14 protein-coding genes and 1 pseudogene are annotated in these 24,022 nt (G+C 57.3%); 7 read left to right on the forward strand and 8 right to left on the reverse strand.

What is annotated here, in order from left to right; translation table 11 throughout:
* Window positions 1-7: 7 nt before the first annotated feature.
* The 4 genes and pseudogenes from tssI to AO726_RS21585 all read left to right on the forward strand — a co-directional run.
* The gene (tssI, locus tag AO726_RS07075) at window positions 8-2,047 is read left to right on the forward strand and encodes a type VI secretion system Vgr family protein (RefSeq protein WP_058067371.1); all 2,040 of its coding nucleotides are present in this window, start codon (window positions 8-10) and stop codon (window positions 2,045-2,047) included.
* Window positions 2,037-2,780 (forward strand): DUF4123 domain-containing protein, encoded by a 744-nt coding sequence (locus tag AO726_RS07080; RefSeq protein WP_058067372.1) that lies wholly within the window; start codon window positions 2,037-2,039, stop codon window positions 2,778-2,780. Before tssI ends, AO726_RS07080 begins: the two co-directional genes overlap by 11 nt.
* Window positions 2,777-7,621, forward strand: a complete 4,845-nt coding sequence (locus tag AO726_RS07085; RefSeq protein WP_082629080.1) for an RHS repeat-associated core domain-containing protein — start codon at window positions 2,777-2,779, stop codon at window positions 7,619-7,621. Before AO726_RS07080 ends, AO726_RS07085 begins: the two co-directional genes overlap by 4 nt.
* A gap of 366 nt (window positions 7,622-7,987) precedes the next feature.
* A pseudogene (locus AO726_RS21585) lies at window positions 7,988-8,113 on the forward strand (glycohydrolase toxin TNT-related protein); the annotation flags it as partial.
* Window positions 8,114-8,785: 672 nt separating this feature from the next.
* Here AO726_RS21585 and AO726_RS07095 read toward each other — a convergent pair.
* Window positions 8,786-9,142 (reverse strand): DUF1937 family protein, encoded by a 357-nt coding sequence (locus tag AO726_RS07095; protein ID WP_058067374.1) that lies wholly within the window; start codon window positions 9,140-9,142, stop codon window positions 8,786-8,788.
* A 48-nt stretch (window positions 9,143-9,190) separates the two neighbouring features.
* On the reverse strand, window positions 9,191-10,423 hold the full coding sequence (gene eutH / locus AO726_RS07100) for an ethanolamine utilization protein EutH (protein WP_058067375.1): 1,233 nt from the start codon (window positions 10,421-10,423) through the stop codon (window positions 9,191-9,193).
* A 467-nt stretch (window positions 10,424-10,890) separates the two neighbouring features.
* Here eutH and AO726_RS07105 point away from each other — a divergent pair, with 467 nt between their 5' ends.
* Window positions 10,891-11,670 carry a DeoR/GlpR family DNA-binding transcription regulator gene (locus AO726_RS07105; RefSeq protein ID WP_058067376.1) on the forward strand — a complete coding sequence of 260 codons (780 nt, stop codon included), beginning with the start codon at window positions 10,891-10,893 and terminating at the stop codon, window positions 11,668-11,670.
* A 478-nt stretch (window positions 11,671-12,148) separates the two neighbouring features.
* Here the strand turns inward: AO726_RS07105 and gltP are convergent, their stop codons facing one another.
* The 4 genes from gltP to AO726_RS07125 all read right to left on the reverse strand — a co-directional run bounded on the left by gltP (window position 12,149) and on the right by AO726_RS07125 (window position 18,110).
* Window positions 12,149-13,489 (reverse strand): glutamate/aspartate:proton symporter GltP, encoded by a 1,341-nt coding sequence (gene gltP, locus AO726_RS07110; RefSeq protein ID WP_058067377.1) that lies wholly within the window; start codon window positions 13,487-13,489, stop codon window positions 12,149-12,151.
* 543 nt (window positions 13,490-14,032) lie between these two features.
* Window positions 14,033-15,448: an FGGY-family carbohydrate kinase gene (locus tag AO726_RS07115; protein WP_058067378.1), complete on the reverse strand. Its 1,416-nt coding sequence runs from the start codon at window positions 15,446-15,448 to the stop codon at window positions 14,033-14,035.
* Window positions 15,449-15,475: 27 nt separating this feature from the next.
* On the reverse strand, window positions 15,476-16,714 hold the full coding sequence (locus tag AO726_RS07120) for an NAD(P)/FAD-dependent oxidoreductase (protein WP_058067379.1): 1,239 nt from the start codon (window positions 16,712-16,714) through the stop codon (window positions 15,476-15,478).
* Window positions 16,701-18,110, reverse strand: coding sequence for an NAD(P)/FAD-dependent oxidoreductase (locus tag AO726_RS07125; protein WP_058067380.1), 1,410 nt, complete (start codon window positions 18,108-18,110; stop codon window positions 16,701-16,703). The genes AO726_RS07120 and AO726_RS07125 overlap by 14 nt, the downstream gene beginning before the upstream one ends.
* Window positions 18,111-18,631: 521 nt before the next feature.
* Between AO726_RS07125 and AO726_RS07130 the strand changes: the two genes are divergently transcribed.
* Window positions 18,632-19,132 carry a GNAT family N-acetyltransferase gene (locus AO726_RS07130; protein WP_058067381.1) on the forward strand — a complete coding sequence of 167 codons (501 nt, stop codon included), beginning with the start codon at window positions 18,632-18,634 and terminating at the stop codon, window positions 19,130-19,132.
* A gap of 280 nt (window positions 19,133-19,412) precedes the next feature.
* Window positions 19,413-21,074, forward strand: a complete 1,662-nt coding sequence (locus AO726_RS07135) for a BCCT family transporter (protein ID WP_058067382.1) — start codon at window positions 19,413-19,415, stop codon at window positions 21,072-21,074.
* Window positions 21,075-21,406: 332 nt separating this feature from the next.
* Here the strand turns inward: AO726_RS07135 and AO726_RS07145 are convergent, their stop codons facing one another.
* Together AO726_RS07145 and AO726_RS07150 are read right to left on the reverse strand one after the other, a co-directional pair.
* Window positions 21,407-22,129: a 3'-5' exonuclease gene (locus tag AO726_RS07145; protein WP_058067384.1), complete on the reverse strand. Its 723-nt coding sequence runs from the start codon at window positions 22,127-22,129 to the stop codon at window positions 21,407-21,409.
* Between the two features lie 2 nt (window positions 22,130-22,131).
* A complete protein-coding gene (locus AO726_RS07150; protein WP_058067385.1) occupies window positions 22,132-24,000 on the reverse strand; it encodes a DUF294 nucleotidyltransferase-like domain-containing protein in 1,869 nt (622 codons plus the stop codon).
* Between the last annotated feature and the right edge of the window lie 22 nt (window positions 24,001-24,022).

The raw sequence follows: 24,022 nt of genomic DNA on the forward strand, positions 1-24,022 counted from the left end.
AACACGTATGTTCGCCCCTGCCAACCAGACCCACTTCAGCCTCACCATCGAAGGCGTTCGGCACGATCTGCAAGTGCTGGCCTTTACCGGTCGTGAAGCCATCAGCAAACCCTATGAGTTTGACCTGGAGCTGGTCAGCGAACGTCCCGACCTCGATCTGGAAAGCCTGCTGCATCAGCGCGCTTTTCTTCAACTCTGCCAGAGCGGCAACGGCATTCACGGGCTGATTTATCGCATCGCCCAAGGCGAGTCCGGCAAACGCCTGACCCGCTACAAACTGACCCTGCGTCCGCAGCTCAGTTACCTGGCGCACCGCCATAACCAACGCATCTTCCAGTTCCTGACGGTTGAAAAAATCATCAGCCAGATCCTCGAAGAGCATGGCATTCAGAGCGACGCCTACCAATTTATCCTCAGCTCGATTTACCCCGAGCGTGAGTACTGCGTGCAGTACGACGAAAGCGACCTGCACTTTATCCAGCGCCTGTGTGAAGAAGAAGGCATTCACTACCACTTCGAACACAGCAGCGACGGCCACAAACTGGTGTTTGGCGACGACCAGAGCGTGTTCAGCCAACTGCCAGCAACCGCCTACCAGCAAGACACCGGCCTGGTCGCTGACGAGCCGGTTATCAAGCGTTTTGGCGTGCGTATGGAAACCCGCACCAGCCGGGTGACCCGCCGCGATTACGACTTTGAAAAACCGACGTTCCAGCTCGAAGCTGCCTATAAAGGCGACGCCGAGCCGGACCTTGAAGACTACGATTATCCCGGCCGTTTTATCGACCGCGACCGGGGCAAACACCTCAGCCAACGCGCCCTTGAACGCCACCGCCACGACTACGAACTAGCCACTGGCGAGAGCGACCAACCGGTGCTGCTCAGCGGCCACTACCTGCCGCTGGCAGAGCACCCACGCGACAAGTGGAACGACCTCTGGCTGCTCACCGAAATCCATCACGAAGGCAAACAGCCGCAAGTGCTGGAAGAAGCCACACCCAGCGATGTGAAAAGCGCCGATGGCTTCCAGCAAGGCTACCGCAACCGCTTCTACGCCACGCCGTGGGCCGTGCCGTTCCGCCCGACTTTGGAACACCCGAAACCGCGTATCCTCGGCAGCCAAAGCGCCGTCGTCACCGGCCCGCAAGGTGAAGAAATTCACTGCGACAAATATGGTCGGGTCAAAGTGCAATTCCACTGGGACCGTGAAGGCCAAGCTAACGACAAAACCAGCTGCTGGCTACGCGTCTCCTCCGCTTGGGCGGGGGATCGCTACGGTGCAATCGCCATCCCGCGTATCGGCATGGAAGTGCTGGTCACCTTCCTTGAAGGCGACCCCGATCAACCATTGATTACCGGCTGCCTGCACCACGCCGCCCACGAAGTGCCGTACGACCTGCCTGCGCACAAAACCCGCAGCGTCTTCAAAACCCTCAGTTCACCGGGCGGTGGCGGCTATAACGAACTGCGCATCGAAGACAAAAAGGGTGCCGAACAGATCTACATCCACGCCCAGCGCGACTGGGATGAAAACATCGAGCACGACCAGAAAATCCGCATCGGCAACGAACGCCACGACACCGTCGAAGCCAACAGCTACAGCGAATTCAAAGCCGAAGAACACCGCACCACCCACGCGGACCGCAAAAGCGAAATCAAAGCCAACGACCACCTCATCGTCGGCAACAACCAGCACATCAAAATCGGCGACAGCCAACTGATCAACGCAGGCCAGGAAATTCACCTCTCTAGCGGCCAGAAAGTGGTTATGGAAGCGGGCAGCGAACTGACCCTCAAAGCAGCCGGCAGCTTTATCAAACTCGACGCCAGCGGTATCACTATGGTTGGCCCGGTTATCAAGGTGAACTCGGGTGGTGCACCGGGGGTGGGATCAGGAGCTGCAGCGATAGCGCCGGGCGTGGCCAAACTGGCAGACGCCGATAAAGCCGGTGCACTGCTGACCCCCGCACAGATTCAGACCTTAAAACGTAACGCGCCATTCTGCGAAGAGTGCGAGAAGTGCAAGGACGGTCTCTGTGCAATCTGAACGACTGAAAGCCCGCGAGTGGCTGAACAATCAAACACTTAATGCGGACCGCCACCTTTACGTGGTTATGAGCAATGCCAGCGACGCCAACCCGCTACAGGCGTATTACCAACAAGATACGACTCTTGCGCCGCTGCCGATTTGGGATGGCACACCCTATGCCGACTGGCGCGAGGTGATGCCCTATTTGGGTGAGTTGACACCCGGCAGCGCGTTTCTTGACTGGATTGATAGCGAGAAGAACGATGACTGGGGTTGGCTGGCCTTATCGCCTTACCCAGTCGATACCGTTATGCCTTATCTGAAGGGTCTGACCCAAGTGCGAATGCCCGATGCGAGCGAGGTGTTCTTCCGCTTTTGGGACGGTCGCCATCTGCTGCCAATTCTCAAACATCTGGATGCTAAAGCAGCGGAGTTGTTGCCGGTGTTTGATCAATATCTGATCAATGGGCAAAGCCACAGCCTATCGTTACCGACTCTGACTCCGGCCCAGCATTACCCATGGTGGGAGGTGCCTGCGGAGCTGCTCAAGCAGCTAAATAAAGACGATCCCTCGACGCTGGTCGAGAACTTGATGCAGTGGCTGCGTGAGGATCACGCAGAGCTGTATTTCTCGTATCCCGAATACAACTTGAAGCTGAAAGCCGAACGATTCATTCGCAATAGCCAATACACGGAAGTCACGTTAGCCGGGCAGTTCAAAGCCCTTCTGGAACAGGAATTGAAGCAATGATCAGCAACTTCATGCAGGGCGCAATAATGCTCCATGGCCTCACCGCAGAAGAGCCGGATGCAGCCAAGATCATTAGTGAATTCAAGCGCAACTCCATGGAGCGCTACAAGGAGTTGTCTGAAGGCTTCTTTACTGGCTGGGTGATGGACGCGCAGCAGAAGTTCAAGATCGGTAATGAGGTTGAAACGCTCAAGGCGGATAAGGACTCTCGTGAAGTCAGTGCTTATGCGACGTGCCCCATCAACGGACGAATAAAGCTTCTGCACGCGTTTGATTCGGTCAATTTTGTTCCTATCAGCAACACCCCGTTTGAAGCGGTGGAATACGTTCCTTGGTACAGCCTCAAAGCGCCTCAGAAAATTTCAGGGACTCTTGACGAGAACGGTTTGGGGTTTATTGAGAACTGCGAGCCAAATCGTAAGTATTTCATTAGGTTTTACCCGAATGTTTCCGAGGCAGAAATCAATGCACTGTATGCCTCGTACGACGGTGTAATCGCGAAGCTTGAGGCTTGGTTGCAGAGCGAGTGGAACAGCACCATTTCTGCACAGTGGAAGCTGATGGCGCCGGTTGGTGATTTTGAGCGGCTTAAGCAAATTAACGACGCCTATATGCAAGGTGTCGAAAACGCATTGAAGTCACTATGGAACGATCTGAAATCTCTGTATGACATCATCAGTCACCCATTGGACAACGCTACGAAGCTGCTTGAGTTCATCTCCGAGATTGATTTGGAGAAGCTGAAGCAAGCCAAGGATGTTGTCGAAAAGCTGCTGCTTATCGTCAGTGATGAGCCACTGATGTTCCTCTACACATCGGCATTTGTAACCTGGCTGCAACTCCTGCCTCCGACCACTATTGCAGAGCTCACAAGCCAGATTCTCTCCACGTTGCTGCTGGATATTTTGTTAGGGATTGTCCTGTCAGGTGGCGCAGGTCTGGCTGTCCGCTACTCGGTTAAAGCAGTCAAGGCCGTAAAAGGTGGTTCTGCCGTATCACTGGCTAAGTCGATTCAAGGTTTGATCGACATCAGTGCCAGCCATGCGTTGAAGATCCATGCACAAACTGCAAAGCCATTAATTGCCAAGGGTGAAGTTGCTGTAAACAGCTCTCAGAAAGGCACAGTTGCAATAAATAGCCCTGCACAACAAATCAGCCGAGTTGAGCCTGACACCATCATTGTTGAGCGCAGCTACAAACAAAACACCAAGCTGTCCAAGGGAGAGAATGTCGATGACGCATCAGCTCCCGCCAAATCACCCAACGACAAGCCCGTCGACAACGCCGACAAGACCAAAACGGATAAATGCCCGGTCTCCATGGTTACCGGCGAGGAGCTGCTGACCCTCACCGATGGCGAGCTGGATGGTCTGCTGAGCTTTGAGTGGACGCGTCTGTACCGCACCAGCGCTGCTGAAATTGACCGTGGTCTGGGTTATGGCTGGAGCCACAGCCTGTCCCATCGCCTGGAGCAGGACGGCGAAGAACTGGTCTGGACCGACCATGAAAACCGCAGTGTGCGTTTCCCGACACCGGATCGCGAGCGCCCAGCCATTACCAATCGTCTGTCCCGTGCCGCCATTTATCTGGGGCGTGACCCCAGTGAAGTGATTGTTGCAGCTGCTGGCAAAGTCCCGCGTTTCTACCACTTCCGCCGGGATGCACAAGGCGGTTATCTGATCGCAATCAGCGACGCCTATGACAACCGTCTCAGCCTTACCCGCGATCTAATGGGCCGCGTACAGCGCTTGAGCAATAGCGCTGGTCGCGCTTTGAGGTTGCGCTACGAAGGCAAGCATATCGTTGCCGTCGACTACCAGATCATGCGCCCGGCGGATACCGAAGAAGACAGCTGGGAAACCGTCCAGACGTTGGTGCGCTATCGCTACAACGAAGCAGGGCAACTGCTCGAAACTGCCAACGCCGCTGGTGAAGGCGAGCGTTATCGCTACGACGAGCACAACGTCATCCTTGAGCGCGAATTGGCCGGTGGTGCCGCTTTCTACTGGGAGTGGGAAGGCCAGGGAAAAATGGTCCGCTGTGTCCGGCACTGGGCCAACTTCCAGCAGATGGAAGCACGCTACGAGTGGGACGCCAAAGGTGGCGTCACCGTCATCAACGCCGATGGCAGTGAACAGGTTTATGTCCACGACGACAACGCTCGTCTGGTCAAACAGGTCGATCCTGATGGCGCTACCACTGAAAAAGCTTACGACGAAAAAGGCCAGTTGATTGCCGAGCGCGACCCGCTCGGTGCGATCACTGAATACGCCTACGATGAGGCGGGCCGCCTCACGGCTATCGTCCCGGCAGAAGAGCCAGCCACCGCCTTTGAATATCAGGATGGGTATGTCAGTGCTGTAACCCGTGGCAAAGCCACCTGGAAGTACAAGCGCAACAAACAGGGCGATATCACCAGCCAGATCGACCCGGATGGCAACAAAACCCACTACAGCTACGACAAGCAGGGCCGCCTGCTCAGCATCCGCCACGCAGACGGCAGCCAGCACGAATTGGTGTGGAACAACCTCGGCCAACTGCTGGAAGAACACCTGCCCACCGGAGCGCAACGCCGCTACCGCTATGACGCGCTGGGCCGCCAGATCACCCGCCAGGACGAAACAGGTGCTATCACCCAATACCAATGGGATGCGATTGGTCGCCTGACCCAGATCACCTTGCCCGGCGGCGGCACGCGGGCTTTCACCTATAACGCCTACGGTAAAGTCACCTCCGAGCGCGACGAGCTAGGGCGTGTAACCCACTACGAATACGCCGACAAACTGCACCTCATGAGCCGCCGCATCAACCCGGACGGCAGTGAACTGCGCTACCGCTACGACAACGCTCGTCTGCTGCTCACCGAAATCGAGAACGAGCGTGGTGAGCGTTACTCACTGGACTACTACCCCAACGGCTTGATCCGCCAGGAAACCGCGTTCGACGGTCGCAGCAGTTCCTACGTCTATGACCTCAACGGCCACCTGATCGAAAAACACGAGCATGGTGACGACGGCAGCGAGCTGGTTACCCAATACCAGCGTGACAGCGCCGGGCGCCTGCTGGTCAAAACCCTCGCCGATGGTGAGCAGATTCACTACAGCTACGACGCTATGGGGCGTTTAAGCAACGTGGATGACGGCCAGTGGCCGCTGAGCTATCGCTATGACCTGCAAGACCGCCTGATCGAAGAGCATCAGGGCTGGGCCACTTTGCGTTACGAATATGGCGCCCTCGGCCAGCTCAGCCACTGCCGTCTGCCCGACGGCAGCAAGCTGGATTATCGCCATCAGCCCGGCGGCGCGTTGGCAGCCATCGACCTTAACGGCCAGTCACTGACCGTTCACCAGTTCAGTGCCAGTGGCCGTGAGCAGTATCGCCAGCAAGGTGCCCTGCTCAGCGAATACCAATACGACGAACAAGGCCGCCTCAAGGCCCACAGCCTGCGTCAGGACCAGCAAGCCATCCTTAACCGTCATTACCGCTACGACGCAAAAGGCAATCTGGCGGGTATCAACGATTCACGCAAAGGCAGCAAAAGCTACCACTACGACCCGCTGGACCGGTTGGTGGCGGTGCGTGGCGAAACCCCTGAAAGCTTTGTTCATGATCCTGCGGGCACACTGCTGGCGCAAAATAGTGGCGTGAGCAGCGAGCGCGTCAACGTCAAAGGCAACCGCCTGCTGATGCAGGGCGACCGTCACTATGACTACGACGCCTACGGCAACCTGATTCGCGAACGTCGCGGTGCCGGGCACAAACTGGTCACTGAATACCGCTACGACAACCAGCACCGCCTGATTGGCGTAAGCCTGCCCGACGGCAGTCAGGCCAGCTACCGTTACGACGCCTTTGGCCGCCGTATCGCCAAAGACGTGAACGGCAAGACCACCGAATTCCTCTGGCAAGGCGACCGTTTGATTGCCGAGAGCGGCCAAGATCACTACTGCAGCTACGTCTACGAACCAGGCAGCTTCCGTCCACTGGCCATGCTGCAAGGCGAAGGCAAAAACGCCGAGCCGTACTACTACCAACTCGACCACCTCGGCACTCCGCAAGAACTTACCAGCGCCTCCGGGCAAATCCTCTGGTCTGTGCAATACCGCGCCTATGGCAACGTCGCGAAGCTGGAGGTCGCGGAAGTCGACAACCCACTGCGCTTTCAGGGCCAGTACTTCGATGCGGAAACCGGGCTGCACTACAACCGCCACCGTTACTACAACCCGAACACCGGCAGCTACCTAACGCCCGATCCGATCAAACTGGCAGGTGGTTTGAACAACTACCAATACGTGCCTAACCCGACGGGGTGGGTGGATCCGTTGGGGTTGGCATGTGTGTCGGCATCATGCCCTGATGCAGAGTTTTCTCTTTCTCAAAATAAGATCGATGAAATCAAGAGTATACCGAAAGGGGAGCGACCAGAACCTAGCACCTACTTGCCCAAAACTTATATAGATACCCATTTAGAAAAATTCGAATCCGGTGCTACGCGATTTATGACATCTGATAGCTATAATAAGTACGGGATTGGGCAAAGAGATGGTACTTCATTTGTGATGCCTAGCTCAGAAGTTGATGAGCTAATAGCGAAAACCAAAGGGAATGCCTTTGAACTTGAAAAGGCACTTGGATTACCCAGTGGTTATTTTAAAGAGAACTCTATCCTCAAGATTGATATAGTTAATCCTAAACAATTAAATTTGCGTGTTCCATCAGGAAATGAGGCCGGCGCAAATGAATATTGGATTCCGGGTGGTAAGCTGCCTAATGGGAATTCAGAAGCCATAATTGATGTAAATGGAAAAGAAAAACCTATTCTGAATTTTACTAAGTTTTAGGTGGGTAATATGATTTTTAAAGATTTATTGGTGTGTAGAGAGCAGAGGTATTCCATAGGAGTCGAGGAGGTTACGGGGAAGTATTATTTGTCAATTCCTGTTAGTAATAGAATGATCGACTACGAAGAGTACTATGAGATTGATAATCATGAGTTCAATACTTTCATAGATAACCCACTTCTCGCACTTCCTTTGGTGGAGAAGTGCAGGAAAAGGGAGGTCGACTCTCGACTGCTTATCAAACCAGGTAGTGATCGGGGGGTGGCTGGGTAGTGGTAAAATACTGAAAGACTAAAGGGGACAGATTTATTTTTAGCGCCTAGCTGGGCCGAAAATAAATCTGTCCCCTTTTTATTAGATGTCCCAAGTGGGCCAGCTGCTCCGTGGTTCGGTGAGGTTGGAGGGGGAACCCAACATAAGCTCGAATTGACGATAAGTGACTATTTAGAAAGTGGTCATATAAAATTAATAGACCGCAAAGATCCAAATTAATGAGGTTTACATGTCTGGTGTGAAACGTAGTTATTTCAAGCAAGATTATTCATCGGGTTATCCTGCTGGAGAAAAAATATTCTATGAATGTACGAGCTGTGGTGATGTAATACCGTCGATGCCGGTGCATGCAATGGCTTGTAAGTGTAGGAATGTAATTGTTGACTCTGATGCGGGGCGAATCTCTGTCCGAGATGCTAGCGCTTTTAGAATATTCTCTGAATAAAATAGTGTAGAGTGTGTCTGGCCCTAAAATAAATAAAGAGTTAAAAGATGGCGGATTTGCTTGTTGGCTCCTGAAATTTAAAGGGGGCAGATTTATTTTTAGCTACTAGGGGCTGACAATAAATGTGTCCCTTTTTTGAATTATCCAGCACGGTTGACTGATTTGCCCTCGACCTTGGTCTGAGTTCCCTTTACTTACAGGCGCTCACGCATAAAAAAGCGCGCCATAGGGCGCGCAGGGAGTCGGGTAGAGCCGGTGTATGGAGCTGTAGTGAATGAGCCTGCGACTACGGTGACAACTGCGACGTAACAACGGAAAGACTTCAGGACATTCCATACGTCATGCCAGCCACAACAGAGCATCACCCACCAACTGCCAGCCCACACGCCGGTTAACCACTCGGAAACGGCCATGGCAGCAAGGGCGTGCTGCCGGCCAGGGGGAAATCAGGCGAACTGGGCGGATACTTCAGACCACAGGCTGACCGGGCGACCCTTGTTCTTGAAGAATTCGATCTCGCGCTTGATGCCTGAGCTGATATCCCAGCCCGGCAGGTCGAGGATGATCAGTTCCTCCATGGCTTCCATAAACACGGCGTCAACCGGGCCCCAGAGCTTGCCGATGGCAGCGCTGTCCTTACCTTTGAATGCAAGGTTGATCGGGTGGGACATGGAGACCTGGCTGAACACTGCATTGCCGGACTCGACGATGGCAGCGGCCACTTCGTTGCACTGGATAAAGCGCTCGTGCACGACGTTGGCGTCAGCGTGGCTGTAAGGGCAGGCGAGAAAAATCTTACGCATAACAAACCTCATTTACGTGAAAACCGGGGGCCGGAGCCCCCGGGTGAATCAGGCGGTGCGCAGGGCAGCCTGATCGGCAGGTGTTTCGACCTGCTCTTGTGCTTCGTAACGCAGTGCAGCCGGTACGGAAATCTTGACGGCAATCCACACCGCCAGCAGACCGCCGCCAATCTTGGCCAGCAGGATCGGCATGATCAGCGTCGGCTGGAAGTTGGCGGTGAAGGCCAGGTGGTCACCAATAGCCGCTTGAGCGCAGATGGCCATGGCCACGCACAGCACTTTGTCGCGGGCATTCATCTTCTTGAACATGTGGTACACGGCGATGACGTTGGCCAGCACCATGATGAAACCGGCTGCACCTGCGGAGCTCAGGCCGATCTGGCGGCCCAGCACTTCCATCGGCGCGCGGCAGTACTTGTTGAACAGGTAGCAGATCGGGAAGGTACCGGCGAGCATGATGCCGATGTAACCGGCGATCTCGATGGCGCGGAACAGTTCTTTCTCGTCCGCAAACATCGGGTCAAAGCCCCAACCGATGGTCTTGGAGAAGAAGCCGGTGAAGTGCTCAACGATGGCAAAGGACAGGATGATCTTGATGAAGGCATCCATCAGTTTGCCGAACACCAGGAAGCCCGCCACCATCATGTTGGCGCGGTAACGCAGACCGACTGCCAGCAGGAAGCAGAACAGGAACAGCGGAGCCAACAGTAACAGTGCACCGAGGAAGTCGAGGGTCAGCAAGTGGGCGGCTTCGCTGCTGGTGGAGACGATGTCACGCACTGGCAGGTTGAAGGCGGTGATCATCATCAGCGCCGCCAGCACCGCAAACGGGATGGCGATAAAACCGGCCATAGCGCCCAGCGCCAGGTATTTGTGGTCTTTGCGCTCGAGCATCATCAGGCCGACCGGGATCAGGTAAACCACCACTGCGCCGGAGGTGTAGCCCACCACCATGGCGGCGATCCACATATCGCGGTTGGTGGTCAGAGCGTCGGCCAGTTGGTAGCCGCCCATGTCCACGGCAATGATCGCCAGTGCAGCGATGGACACATCCGAACCCATGCTTGCGAACAGCGGGCCAAGGATGAGGGTGATCATTTTCGACAGATAAGGAATCGAGATCATGATCCCGGCCTGCGCCAGGAATACCGGGCCAATGGAATGGATCCCGTTGACGAACTCTTTGCCCAGCCCGCTTTGTGGTTTGAGTACGGAGGCAAAGGCCCCCACAACCGCCCCGATCATTATCAGATAGATAACGAAGTTTCCGAATTCAGCCATCGCTATACCCCAATTTGCTTGTCGCACGGCTTGCTGGCGCAAGGTGTTTTGTATGGCTGCCCTCAGGGGCGGCCTGTTATTAAGTGTTGTTGGCGTACCCACCGACTTTTTCGCGCTCACAACAACCGCTCGAATGCGTTTTACGCTTCAGGCGTCCTGCCTTGAGGGATGGGTGAATCAGAGTGCGTACGTGGGAAAACTAACCACTATGTGTGCCATTTTGAGGTTCTTATGTTGAATTGACTGATAATCGTGCATTATTCGGTCAATTAAGTAACCGGAGTTCCCGATACTCCTTGAAATGCGTAGCCTTCAGCCTGTCTCATGCGTGAACAGTGTCGGGCAATCAAACTGCACCGGTAATGGGCGTTTTAGACGCTGTGTGCACGCTCTTGTGGCAAAGGTGTGCGGCGGTAACATTTATGCACCATCGTGTTGTGTTGCGGTAACAACAATAAGGAACAGTCATGCGGCCAAACGAGAGAAGACAGCACATCCTTGAGCTGCTGCGTCAGCGCGAGCGGATTTCTGTAGAAGAACTTGCCCGTATCCTCAGCGCTTCACAGGAAACCATCCGGCGTGATTTGACTGGGCTGGCGGAAAACGGTCAGGTCAGCAAATTCCATGGCGGCGCGTCTCTGCCACCCAGTGGCGAGCATGAGAACGCCTTTCAGACCCGCATGAACGAATTCGCCACTGAGAAGCGCGCTGTGGCCCGCTATGCGGCCGGGCTCTACGCACCAGGCGACAGCATCTTGATCGACACCGGCACTACCACGCTGTTCTTTGCTAAGGAGCTGGCGCGTTTAAGCCGCATTACCGTGATCACCAACTCCCTGCAGATCGCCGCGAGCATAGGTGCCAGCGGCAACCGGGTGTTTGTCATCGGTGGCGAGTACCGCCCGGATTCTGCGCAGAACACCGGCGCGCTGGCGATGGAACAGATTGCCCGCTTTAACGCTGAGCATGCGGTGGTGACGATTGGCGCGCTGAATGCTGATGGCGCGTTCGACTTCTCCATTGAAGAAGCGGAAATCACCCGGGCGATGATTGCCCGTACCCGCTATCTGACGGTCATTGCTGACTCATCCAAGCTGGGTAAGCGTGCGTTATTTGAAGTGTTCCCGCTCGATCGCATTGATCGCCTGATCATCGACCGTAAGCCGCTGGGACCGCTGGCCGAGGCTCTGGAAAAAGCCAACGTGGAAGTGCATGAAGCGCCCGCTTTGGTGAAAGGGGCTCGATAGAGCCAAAGGAAATTTGTGGTGAGTTGACGGGGTTGGCTCGAGCTTGAGAAAGGGTTTTCCTGCTTGGCTGAGTTTTGGTGCAGCCCATCGAACTGTGTCACCAAGCACCTGTCAGGTGCATGCTTAATCCATCAGCGGTTGATGACATGCGCCAAACCTGAGAACGACACACTTTGCCCACTCAGGAGGGTGCCCGGAATTGCCGTGGAAGAGGTTGAGCGGCATGGATGCCGCGAGAGTCGCGTTGGGCCGGATGACTGGGCAAGCGTTTTTGGTTTTTTTGTCGCGACAAAAGAGACTCGCCGGAGAAGTGCGAAACCCTTTCTAAAAGTCTAACGAGGGTGGCCAAATTAACGCCTATCAGTCGATCTGCTAGCCCTATAAGAAATGCCGCGGCCCCAGAGGGATCGCGGCATTTTTCCTAACTGACTAGCCTTAAATGAACGGATGCTGTGTTTTAGGCGAGATCAGTATCGCCTTACTGCCGGATGCTTTCGCCAATCACGGCCTTGCCTGTTACGGCTTGCGCTTCTCCCGACATCAGCGATGCATAGTACGCCTCGCCCTTTTCAGCGTCGTACATGCCTTGCCAGCGGGCGATAACCAGCGCCGCCAGGGCGTTACCCACCACGTTCAGCGCGGTGCGGGCCATGTCCATGATGCGGTCGACACCGGCGATAAAGGCCAGACCTTCCAGCGGAATACCCACACTGCCAAGCGTCGCCAGCAGCACCACAAACGATACACCCGGCACACCGGCAATGCCTTTGGAGGTCACCATCAGGGTCAGCACCAGCAGCAGCTGCTGGCTCCAGGACAGGTCGATGCCGTACAGCTGAGCGATAAAGATGGCCGCGATGCTCTGGTACAGCGTGGAACCGTCGAGGTTGAAGGAGTAGCCGGTCGGCACCACGAATGAGCAGATGGATTTCGGTGCGCCGTACTTTTCCATCTTCTCGATCACCCGTGGCAGCACGGTTTCGGAGCTGGAGGTGGAGTAGGCGAGGATCAGCTCATCTTTCATGATGCGCATGATCTTGATCACCGAGAAACCAAACAGGCGCGCCACCAGGCCCAGCACCATAAAGGCGAAGAAGGCGATGGCGAAGTACACCAGCAGTACCAGCTTGGCCAGCGGCAGCAGTGAGGTGAAGCCGAAGTTAGCAACTGTCACGGCGATCAGCGCGAACACACCAATCGGCGCGTACAGCATGATCATGTGAGTGACCTTGAACATGGTCTCCGACACGCCCTGGAAGGTGCGTACCAGCGGGTCGCGTAGCTCAGGTTTGAGGCTCGATAAGCCCATGCCGAACATGACTGAGAAGAAGATGATCGGCAGCATGTCACCGCGCATCAGTGCCGCGAAGATGTTGGAGGGGATCAGGTTAATCAGGGTCGCGATAAATGCGTGATCGTGCTGCACTTCCGCCGCAGTGGCCTGGTACTTGGAGATATCGACGGTGCCCAGGGTGCTCATGTCGATGCCGGCCCCCGGTTGGAACAGGTTGGCCATAACCAGACCGACAACAATGGCGATGGTGGTGACCACTTCAAAGTAGAGGATGGTCTTCAGGCCGATGCTGCCCAGCTTCTTGGCGTCGCCGACTCCGGCAATGCCGACGATCAGCGATGAGATCACGATCGGCACGACGATCATCTTGATCAGACGGATGAAGATGTCACCGGCAGGCTGGAGGACGTTGCTGATCCACCAGGCTTTTTCTGAGCCGAAATGGTTCAGCAGCGCGCCGACTGCGACGCCTAAAATCAGGCCGATGACGATCTGCCAGGCGAGGCTCAGTTTTGCCTTCTTCATGTCATTACCCTTTCTTCATAGTGGGCATGGGTTTCGACCGGAAACGCGTGTAACAGAGCCATTGGCAACGTCACTGGGAATTGTGGGTTTCCGTCCGGAACCGCATGGGGGACACCTCGGATGTACAGCACCCGGGTCAGCGAAAGGCGGCCACTATTGCGAGGGGGGCAGGTGAAGGCTAATGCTTGAAGTGCATAACCCTATACCGATTGTGCATACAGCCTGTCGGCCTCGATGGTATTTGTAAGTCATTGAAAAATAAGGGTCGGAAAACCGAACAAAACAAATAAGTCCTGATATGGCTGCTTTCGAATGACGATTGGGCCGGCCAGGCATGACGTGTTCGGCATTCCGAATGCGAAAACAGCACAAATAATCAGGGAATTTTCTGCTGAAAAAACATGACGTACGGTCAGGGACGAGTGTGCCTTAAACGCATTTTCTTGAAAGTACGTACTTTTTTAGCGGTCGTTTGGTGGTGCAGGGCTGCGGAATGGGGCCGTCAGCCCTGGAGGTTTTTGCCCATCCTTGGGCTGCGGTGGTTCAGCGCCAGGAGCGGCAGCGGCTGACCGCTTCAGAGAAGGTTTCACGCCATTGCAGGGCTTCAGCTTCAGTGACTTTCGGGCGGAAGCTGGTGCTGGTGTTGCGCGGTGGCTTCAGGTCGACGCCGAGGCCGCGGCTGGCCAGAGCGGCGCAGCCAAAGGCGGTCAGTTCGTCGAAGCGCTGGGTCACCACGGTGCGTTGCAGGGCGTTGGAAAGGAACTGGGCAAAGTAGGGACTGCGTGCCAGACCACCATCAATCGACAGCTGGTCGGTGACGTTAAGGAAACCGTCCATTGCCGCAATCACTTCAGCGCTGCGCAGGGCTACTCCTTCGAGCAGCGCCTGGCACATATCCTCTTTGGTGGTGCCGCCGTTCATGCCAACCCACAGCGCTGCGGCGCTGCGATCCCAGTGCGGGCAGGCCAGGCCTGACAGAGCCGGGACGAAGGCCAGCTTGCGGCCGATGGCAGGCGGGTTGTCGAACCCGGCCAACTCACTGAAATCACTGAACAGGCCCAGTCGCCCGGCCCACTCCACGGCGGCGCTGGCGTCGTATACGCCTCCGTCCATGGCGTAGGTCGGCTTGCCGTCGATCTGCCAGGCGATGGTTGCCAGCAGGCCTTTTTCAGGGGCGCGGATGATGTTTTCACCCGTCAGGGTCAGAGCAAAGGCACCGGTGCCGAAGGTGATTTTGGCGTCGCCCGGATTACGGCAGCCGTGGCCGTACAGTGAGGCTTGCTGATCCACCAGCGAGGCGGTGACTGGCGTCGCGCCGATCTCACCGAAGTGGCCGACGGTATCGCGGATTTCCGGCAGGGTTTCCAGCGGCACGCCAAACAGTTCACACAGCTGCGGGTCCCACTGGCCGGTGGCCAGGTTCATCAGCGAGGTGCGCGATGCCGTGGTGATGTCGGTGGCAAACACGCCAGTCAGGCGGTCAAGGAAGTAAGCGTCGGTGGTGCCTAAGCGCAAGCGACCTTCTTTCAGGGCCTGTTTGGCAGCGGGCAGGTTGTTCACAATCCACGCCAGCTTGGAGGCTGAAAAGTATGGGTCCAGCGGCAGACCGGCACGCTCCAGAGTCAGGCTCTCGCCACCGGCTGCGCGCAGTTGTTCCACCTCGGCAGAGGTGCGGTTGTCCTGCCAGACGATTACTGGCGAAAGCGGCTCGCCGGTTTTCGCGTCCCAGGCCAGGCAACTTTCGCCCTGGTTAGCGATGCCGACGGCATCGACGCCGCCGGCGGCTTCCAGGCAGCGCTGAATATTGTTCAGCAGCTCCAGTGGGTCATGTTCAACCCAGCCCGGTTGCGGGTGGTGCTGCTGGTGCCGCAGCGCCAGCTGGATATCTGCGTTTCCGTTCTCTGACACCACCAGTACCCGGGTGCTGGTGGTGCCTTGGTCAAGGGCTGCAATGCGCACGTTATTACTCCTGTCGGCAGGCTTCGGTTAACGGCCGACAAAGTCGACTTCGAGTTGCTGGGTTCCCTGTGGAATGCTGAGGCTCTTGATCGGGATCAGCAGGCGGCGCTCAGGCAGGCAGGTGCGCATGCCCGACCAGATTTCCTTGCCATCAGCCTTCACTACCAGACGTCCGCTGGTGGCGCGGGCAACGCGCAGTTGCAGGTGTTTCAGGCCCTCCATCGTGGACGGGATCAGCACCTGCGGCACGCACAGTTTCAGGTTGTTGTTGCAGTACACGCTGACCGCGTCCGCGGTGCCCGGCAGCTCGCCGCGCAAGTCGGCGGCGATCAGTCCGCCGATACGACGGCCTTCGCGGAATGACCAGCCTGCGGTTTCAATCGGCCGCAACAGATTACCTGCAGCGAAGTACGAGGGATCGGAGCAGCGCCCGAACTGATCAATGCGCGGTCCGCCACTCATGGCGTCAATGCGCAGATCGCTCATGCGCACCAAACTGGATTCCGGGGTGAACTGGCCGGTCAGCAGAACCCCGTCGCACTCAAAGGTATTGATGCTGCCGTCGGCCATACGCACGCTGGCCCCTTCAACCCGGCCAGTGCCGTGGATCTTCACCAGCTCCGCGCCAAAGTGCATGGGTACTGCGCACAGGCGTGGGAACAGCGACAGCGGCCAGCGTGCGGTGGCGCGCTGGTTGCGTTCGATCATTGCCACCGGCTTGATTCCGGCTTTGCGGCAGCTCAGTACGGACGACAGACTGACCAGCTCGGTGCCGACAATCAGCGGGCGTTCAAACGGTTTCAGGCCCTTGAGGTACAGATAGGATTGCAGCGCGCCGGTATTGATCACGCCAACCGGGCGATCACCACCGAGCAGGCGCGCTGAGCGCGGCGTCTCGCGGGCACCGGTGGCGATCAGTACGCGGCGGGCCTTGATGCGGAAGGCTCCGTCGGGGTGAACGCCGTCGATCACACCGTGCGCCCCGAGTTTGGTCACGGAGTGCTTGAGGAAGATCTGCACACCGGCGTTCACCGCTTCCTTCACGTTGCGTTTCGCGTAATTCGGGCCGCTATAGACATGGCCGTATTCCCAGAAGCCAAAGGGCGGATGGCCGCAGTGGCGGGGAATGCCGCCGGCCTCTGCTTCACGCTCAATCACGACGACCCGCTCAATGCCCTGTTTGCGCAGCTCCATGGCCGCCGACAGGCCGGCTGGGCCGCCGCCGATGATGGCGACGTCGACGCTCTGAAGATCAATGGTTTTCATGGCAAACACCTGTAGCAAGCGGAACAGCGAGGTGGCTGCTGCTCATTTCGGCAACCTGCGCCCCGCAATAGAAACCCTGGCAGCGCCCCATACAGGCGCGGGTGCGGCGTTTCAGTCCGCCCAAATCGCCTGCTGCAAGCGGGCCTTGCAGGGCTTTCTCGATTTCACGCTGGGTGACCATTTCGCAGTGGCAGACGATCTCGCCGTGCCCCGGCTGCTGATAATCCCGTGGCAAGTGTTCGGCCAGGTTGGGCATGACTGGCCAGCGCAGGCTGTCGGCAGGCAACGCGGTGTGCTGGCCTTGGTAGAGACTGAAAACGTGTTGGGCAATACCCAGGGAGGCGGTCAGACCAGTGGAGCGGATGCCGCCCACGGTAATCCAGTTGCGTTCGGCCACGCGGCGGATGCGGTATTCCTTCTTGTCGCTGGCTGGGCGCAGGCCTGCGTAAGTGGCGGTGACCGGCATATTGGCCAGCGCCGGGATGCGATCCACCGCTGCGTCGATCAGCTGTTGCAGGGTGTCGCCCTCAAGGTCGGCATGCACACGGTCGTCCTGCTCTTCTGCGGTCGGGCCGACCAGCAGGTTGCCGAAGATGGTGCGGGTCAGCACGATGCCTTTGGTGCGCTCATTCGGCACCGGTAACACAATGGCGTTTAGCAGTTTCGAGGCCGCTTTATCGAAGACCACGAACTGGCCTTTGCGCGGGTGAATGCTGAAGCTGGCTTCGCCCAGCAGGCGCTCTTCCAGGGTGTCGCCATACAGCCCGGCACAGTTGATGACGGTGGTGGCACGGACGGTACCGGCGCTGGTCTCCAGGGTCCACTGCGAGCCGTCGAAGTTGCCATTGAGCACTTCGGCATTAAAGCGCGCCTGAGCGCCGGCCATCATCGCTTGCAGCAGGTAGCCCAGTGGTGCCGACCAAGGGTCGATCAGGTATTCGCCGGGTACTTCGACGGCGGCAATGGCCTGAGTGGACAGGTACGGCTCGCGGGAGCGGATATTCAGGCGGTCGATCAGCTTTACATCATCGACACCGTTGCTGTGGGCCTGCTGGACGATGCTTTCAAGCTTGCTCAGGTCGTCCTCATTCCAGGCCACCACCATTGCCCCGGTTTTCAGCAGCGGCAGGTTCAGCTTATGGTGAATCTCCAAGTATTCACGGTAGCCAGCCTGCATGCAGGCCAGCTCGACGCTGCCTGTTGGCGCATCAAAGCCGGTGTGAAGAATGGCGCTGTTGCCCTTGCTGGCGCCGGAGAGAATGTCCGGACTCTTTTCCAGCAGCAGCACCTTGGCCCCTTCCAGGGTGAAGCGTCGGACCATCGCACAGCCGACCACGCCGCCGCCAACCACAACAACATCGAAGCTGTCGTCACGTTTTGCGTTCAGATCGTTCATTACCTTGCCTGTTAAACGTCGGCCTTCAGACCGTATGGGCTTTTCGTGTGCAGAGCGCATGCCAGTGGGTAAAAAAGTGTGGATATGTGGTTTTCATCGTGGTGCAACGGGCGTTGTGGTGCGCGTTGGCTAATTTTGACACAGCAGACTTCTGCAAATATGCGGTGATCTGTTGGGTATTTGCCAATAAAGTTGATGATCTCAGGGTGATTCATGATGAGTAGGTGATGACGGCTTGCTCCACTAAAACAGGCGGTTATCGCCATTTACACGGCCTGCATAACTCTGGTTGTCACTGCGCTATGCCCGTAAATGCTCTATTTCGATGCATGAAGTGCTACTTTTTCACCCAAAAAGAGGACCTTATTGACTGACTTATTCATTAAACGGTCATCATTAATGACCGTTTAATGTGGCAATACAGAATCTAAACCACAGTGCTAAGCGCTGTTGTGCTCGCGGTCAGCGCGGTGCAGCAGTAGGCTGTCGCCTTACTCAGACCTCTGCGCTAAGTACAGTCCATGAAGACCCTCATCACCTACTACCTGGATATGCATAGCCCTGAGCAGATTCGTGGCAAGCCCTTGCCGGACGATCTGACGGTTGTGGAATGCAGGATCAAGCAATTTCAGCTTAATCGCTTCCTCTACCAATTGGTGGGAGAACCTTGGGAGTGGACGGACAAACTGAGCTGGTCAGATGCTCAGTGGCAAGCCAGGGTCGAACGTCCCGAACAGCGTACTTGGGTGGCTTATCACCAAGGGGCGATTGCCGGTTATTACGAGCTGCAGCAGGACGCTGATGGCAACGTGGAAATTCTCTATTTCGGTCTGGTTGAGCGCTTCTGCAGCCAGGGTTTTGGCGGCCCGCTGCTGACCCACGCCTTGGAGTCGGCCTGGGCCTGGCCGGGGACCCGGCGCGTGTGGGTACACACTTGCAATTACGACCACCCCAGTGCGTTGGCCAACTATCAGGCCAGAGGCTTGAAGCTGTATCGCGAAGTGGCCGGTGACGAGGGCTGAGCTGGCGATCTGACAGCCTGCCGCGGTGCGGTTTGACCTTATTGACTACATTAAGTTGAACGCTTCGTACCAGAAAGGGTCTGGTTAGACTCGGTATCGCTTCGGTTGCCTGCTCATTGCCGGCATGTTGTCCGTAGATATCACTTTCTTGCTTCTGCTTTCGCGGTGAAGGCCCGGTTGTTTACGTCGGGTGCAGATCGGCGCTGGCAGGGGCTGTACGAGTAGGGCAATCCGTCCTCGTGCGCGCTTTGCGTGCCAACGCTAAAGGAGCAACTCAACAATGGAGCAAATCCCTTCGTCTGACACGACAACCAAACCCAATACGGACACTCTGGATGGCATCCCCGCACCAAGCGGCAAGGCCAATCTGATCGACACGGATTACGTGATCGGGCAGGACAATATTCAGGGCCAGTTTTCGATCAATCTCGACATTCACGGCAAGGTCTTCATCATCTCGGCGCTCACGGTGCTGCTGTTTGTGCTGCTGACACTGGCCTTGCAGAACCAAGTTGAGCCGCTGTTCAGCGCGCTGCGCAACTGGATCACCCATCACATGGCCTGGTTCTTTATCAGCGCCGGGAACATTTTCGTACTGGTCTGCCTCGGCCTGATTCTGTCCCCGCTGGGCCGGGTACGTATCGGTGGCACCCATGCCACGCCGGATTTCAATTACCTGAGCTGGTTCGCCATGCTGTTTGCCGCCGGCATGGGCATTGGCCTGATGTTCTATGGTGTGGCTGAGCCGGTATCGCACTACAGCGCTGCGCTGGGTGGGGTAACGGTTGAGAACGGTGTGCGCACTGACTGGGCACCGCTGGGCGGTGCCGTGGGCGATGTCGCCGAAGCCAAGCGCCTGGCCATGGCTGCCACGATTTTCCATTGGGGCCTGCATCCGTGGGCGATTTACGCGATTGTCGGGCTGTCGCTGGCGATCTTCTCGTTTAACAAAGGCCTGCCGCTGGCGATCCGTTCGATCTTCTATCCGATCCTCGGGGAGCGGGTGTGGGGCTGGCCGGGCCATGTGATCGACATTCTGGCGGTGTTCGCCACGTTGTTTGGTCTGGTGACGTCATTGGGTGTCGGCGCTGAACAGGCCGCCGCGGGGATTGAGCAACTGTTCGGGATTCAAGCCACGGACACCAGTAAGGTCATCCTGATCATCGTGATCACGCTGGTGGCGCTTGGCTCAGTGGTGGCCGGGCTGGATAAAGGTGTGCGCATTCTTTCCGAGATCAACATCGGGCTGGCCTTTGCCCTGTTGGCGTTTGTGATCATCGCCGGACCGACGCTGGTGATCCTCTCAGGCGTGCTGGACAACCTTGGCGCCTACCTGAGTTACCTGCCGGCATTGTCTAATCCGATCGGGCGTGAGGATGCCAACTTCAGTCAGGGTTGGACTGCCTTCTACTGGGCTTGGTGGATCAGCTGGTCGCCGTTTGTGGGCATGTTTATCGCCCGTGTCAGCCGTGGCCGCAGTGTCCGTGAGTTCCTGATTGCGGTGTTGCTGGTGCCGTCGCTGGTGTCGGTGCTGTGGATGACCACCTTTGGCAGCACTGCATTTGAACAAGCCGCCGCTGGCCTGAGTGGCGTTACAGACGCTGCGCTTGAGCTGAAGCTGTTCGCCATGCTCAGCGAAATGCCGCTGAGTGCGATTACCTCGTTTGTGGCGATCATTCTGGTGGTGATGTTCTTTATCACATCATCTGACTCCGGCTCGCTGGTGATCGATACCATCACCGCAGGCGGTAAGGTCAACGCGCCGGTGGTGCAGCGGGTGTTCTGGGCCAGCATCGAAGGGGTGATTGCGATTGCCTTGTTGCTCGGTGGCGGGCTGATCGCCTTGCAGGCGATGGCGGTGTCGACCGGCTTACCGTTTACGCTGGTGCTGTTGGTGGGCTGTATTGCCATCGTTAAGGGGCTATTGAGCGAGCCTCGTTAAACACGCTCAAGCCAAAGCGGATAGGTGGGCATTTGGCCGGAGTGCCCAGACCTTGAGAAGGGTTTCGCCCTTTCCGGGCGAGCCACTTTTCTCTTGGGAAAAGTAGCCAAAACCGCTTGCCCCTGCATCCGGCCCTGCGGGTTCGTGCCCGGAATCACCGCTACAGAGGCACGCTGCGAAGGGCCATCCTTGGCCCATCGCATCTCTCGCGGCATCCTTGCCGCTCAACCTCTTCCACGGCAATTCCGCGCACCCTTCTGAAGGGGCATCGGCGTCGCACTTAAGCTTGGAGTGTTCACCCTGCATTGCTGGAGTTTTGGGTGCATCGTGACTCAACTCCAGAGTTGGCCGACCGGAGTTTGCACTGAGTAATGAGTCGCTACTTGCGCCTGTAACAACTCAGCTGTAGCCAGCGCATCTGTCAGCGCGTGGTGAGCCATATAGGGCGGTAAGTGGTAACGCTTACGGCTGTCATCCAGACGGATTGAGACCGGCTTACGTCCCAAAAGACGGTCGAACCAGTTGGGCTGGCGCTTGGGATAGAGCATGGCCTCGAGCTGCATGGTGTCGATCAACGGGAACTGCCAACCCTCGCCCAAATGCAGGCGTGCAGCCTGATCCAAAAACTGCCGCTCGATAGTGCGGTAATGCACCACCATCACGCGCCCGGCCATATAGTCTAAAAGCTCATCGAGGATCGCCGGCAGTGGCGGGGCATGGCGGATATCGCTGTGGGTGATGTGGTGGAAGGTCACCGACTCGCTGCTCAGCTCCGTATCGGGTTTAACCACCCAATAACGGCCTTCACCGCAGCGGATGCGTTGCAGATTAAATGGCACCAGACCGAGGCTGACGATGGCGTCGCGGCTGGCGTCCAGCCCGGTGGTTTCCACATCCAGCGCCAATAGCGGGACCTCCGCCAGCGGCGTATCTGCAGCGACAGCTCCTGCTTCATAAAAAGCGCGCAGGCGCGGCGTTTTGCATCCGGCGGCCAGCGCCTTGAAGCGCTCTGACCAGTCCAGTGTTTGCGTCGGCTGGCGTAACAGGCTGAGCATGCTCATTTCCCTGCGTGCGCCGGGTAGCGGAAGCGCAGGAATTTCTGCGCACGGTTGAGCACCTGAAAGGCTTCTTTGAGGTTGTGGCGCTCGGCGGCGGAGACTTTCTCCGGCTCGATGTAGTTATCCGGCTCGCGTCCCTCGCTGACATCCAGCGCCTGATGACGGATGCGCACCATGCTGAGGAACTCCAGGGCATAGCGCAGCTGCTCCAGCGCCTCCGGCTGCAGCAGCTTGGTCTTGCTGATGTCGTCGAGGCGCTCCAGTGAATTTTGCGCAGTGCTGCCGCAAGCCAGGGCGTGCACGCGGATCAGGTCCGTCAGTGGCGCAGTGCCGCGGCCTTTAAGGTTGATGATATGTTTCTGGCGGCCATCGGTTTCCATCACAAAGGTGCGGAAAATGCCTAACGGTGGCGTACGATTCAGCGCGTTGCGGGCCATGGCTGCGAGGAATGCGGGGCTCTGGCTGGCTTTGTCGGCGAGCAGGGCTTTGAGCTGATCGACCATGCGGGTCTTGCCAAATACGCCATCCAAATCGAAGAAAATGCTGCTGTTGAGCAGCGACTTGGCGTCTGGCTTTTCAATCCATTGGCTAAACAACTCGCGCCAGACCCGCAGCGGCTGTCGCCATTGTGGATTGCTGGCCATGATCCCGCCTTTGCAGTAGCTGTAACCGCAGGCTGCGAGGCCGTCGCACACGAATGCGGCCAGATTGCTGAAGTACTCGCCGTGCAGCGACGGATCGTAGCGGTCGCTGAGCACCAACGCGTTGTCCTGATCGCTGACCACCAGTTGTTCGTCCCGCGCCATGGAGCCGGCCACCATAAAGCAGTAGGGCACTGGCGGTGCGCCAAATTCCTGTTCGGCCAGCTCCAGCAAGCGCTGAGTAAAGGCGCGGCCGATACTCGACATGGCGCTGCCGATCATATGTGCAGTGGCCAGCTCACTGGCCATGCGCACAAAGCTGCCGCGCAACTCCGGGACCAGACTCTGCAAGCCTTCAACACTGCTCTGGTTGAAGATGGCATTGACCAGATACAGGCTGTTCTGCGACTCGTAGCGGATGATGTCGGAGAGGTTGAGCAGGCCCACGGTGCGCTGTTGGTGAAGGATCGGCAGGTGGTGGATGTTGTTACGCAGCATGCACAGCATGGCGCTGAACACGCTGTCACTGGCGCGGATGGTGGTCGGCTCGGGCGTCATTACGGCGCTGACTGGCGTCTGCCCGTCGAGCCCGGCGGCCAGCACGCGAGTGCGCAGGTCCCGATCGGTGAGGATGCCGACCATGCCCGCCGCTTCATCGTCGCTGTCAGTAATCACCAGTGAGGACACGCTCTGTTCGGTCATCACCTGCGCCGCCTGCTGCACTGGCGTGTCTTGCGCCACGCAAACGGCCGGGCGGGAAATCAGAGATTGGACTTTAAGCTGGGTCAGCTCGCTGCCTTTGCTCTGATTCTTCACCGCTGACTTAAGCCGCGACTGGCCGTCGGCCTCAACAAACTCGGCAAAGCCGTCGTGCTGCTCGCAGAGCTGGGTGAAGGTGGCCTCGGGGATGAAATACACCAAGCTGTCTTCAATGGCCGTCGCCGGAAAGCGCACCTTGTTACTGCGCAACAGGCCGACCTGGCCGAAGATGTCCCCTTCACTAAGGCGGTTGTACAGTTCGCCGCTGCGCCGGTAGATTTCCACAGCACCGCTGCGCAGATAGTGCAGATCGTGAATTGCGGCACCGTATCCAAGAATCTCGGTGCCCGCCTTGAAATAGGCGACCTCGACCTGAGCAGCAATGCTGTTCAAGGTGTCTTCGGGCAGGTTGTCGAATGGAGGAAAGCGCGCCAGATGGTCGCGGATTTCCACTATTTCGATCTGCATGGAGCCTCCTTGGCGTGGGGTA

Source organism: Pseudomonas sp. TTU2014-080ASC (genome assembly GCF_001446935.1).
In the GTDB taxonomy this organism is placed as follows: Bacteria; Pseudomonadota; Gammaproteobacteria; order Pseudomonadales; family Pseudomonadaceae; genus Aquipseudomonas.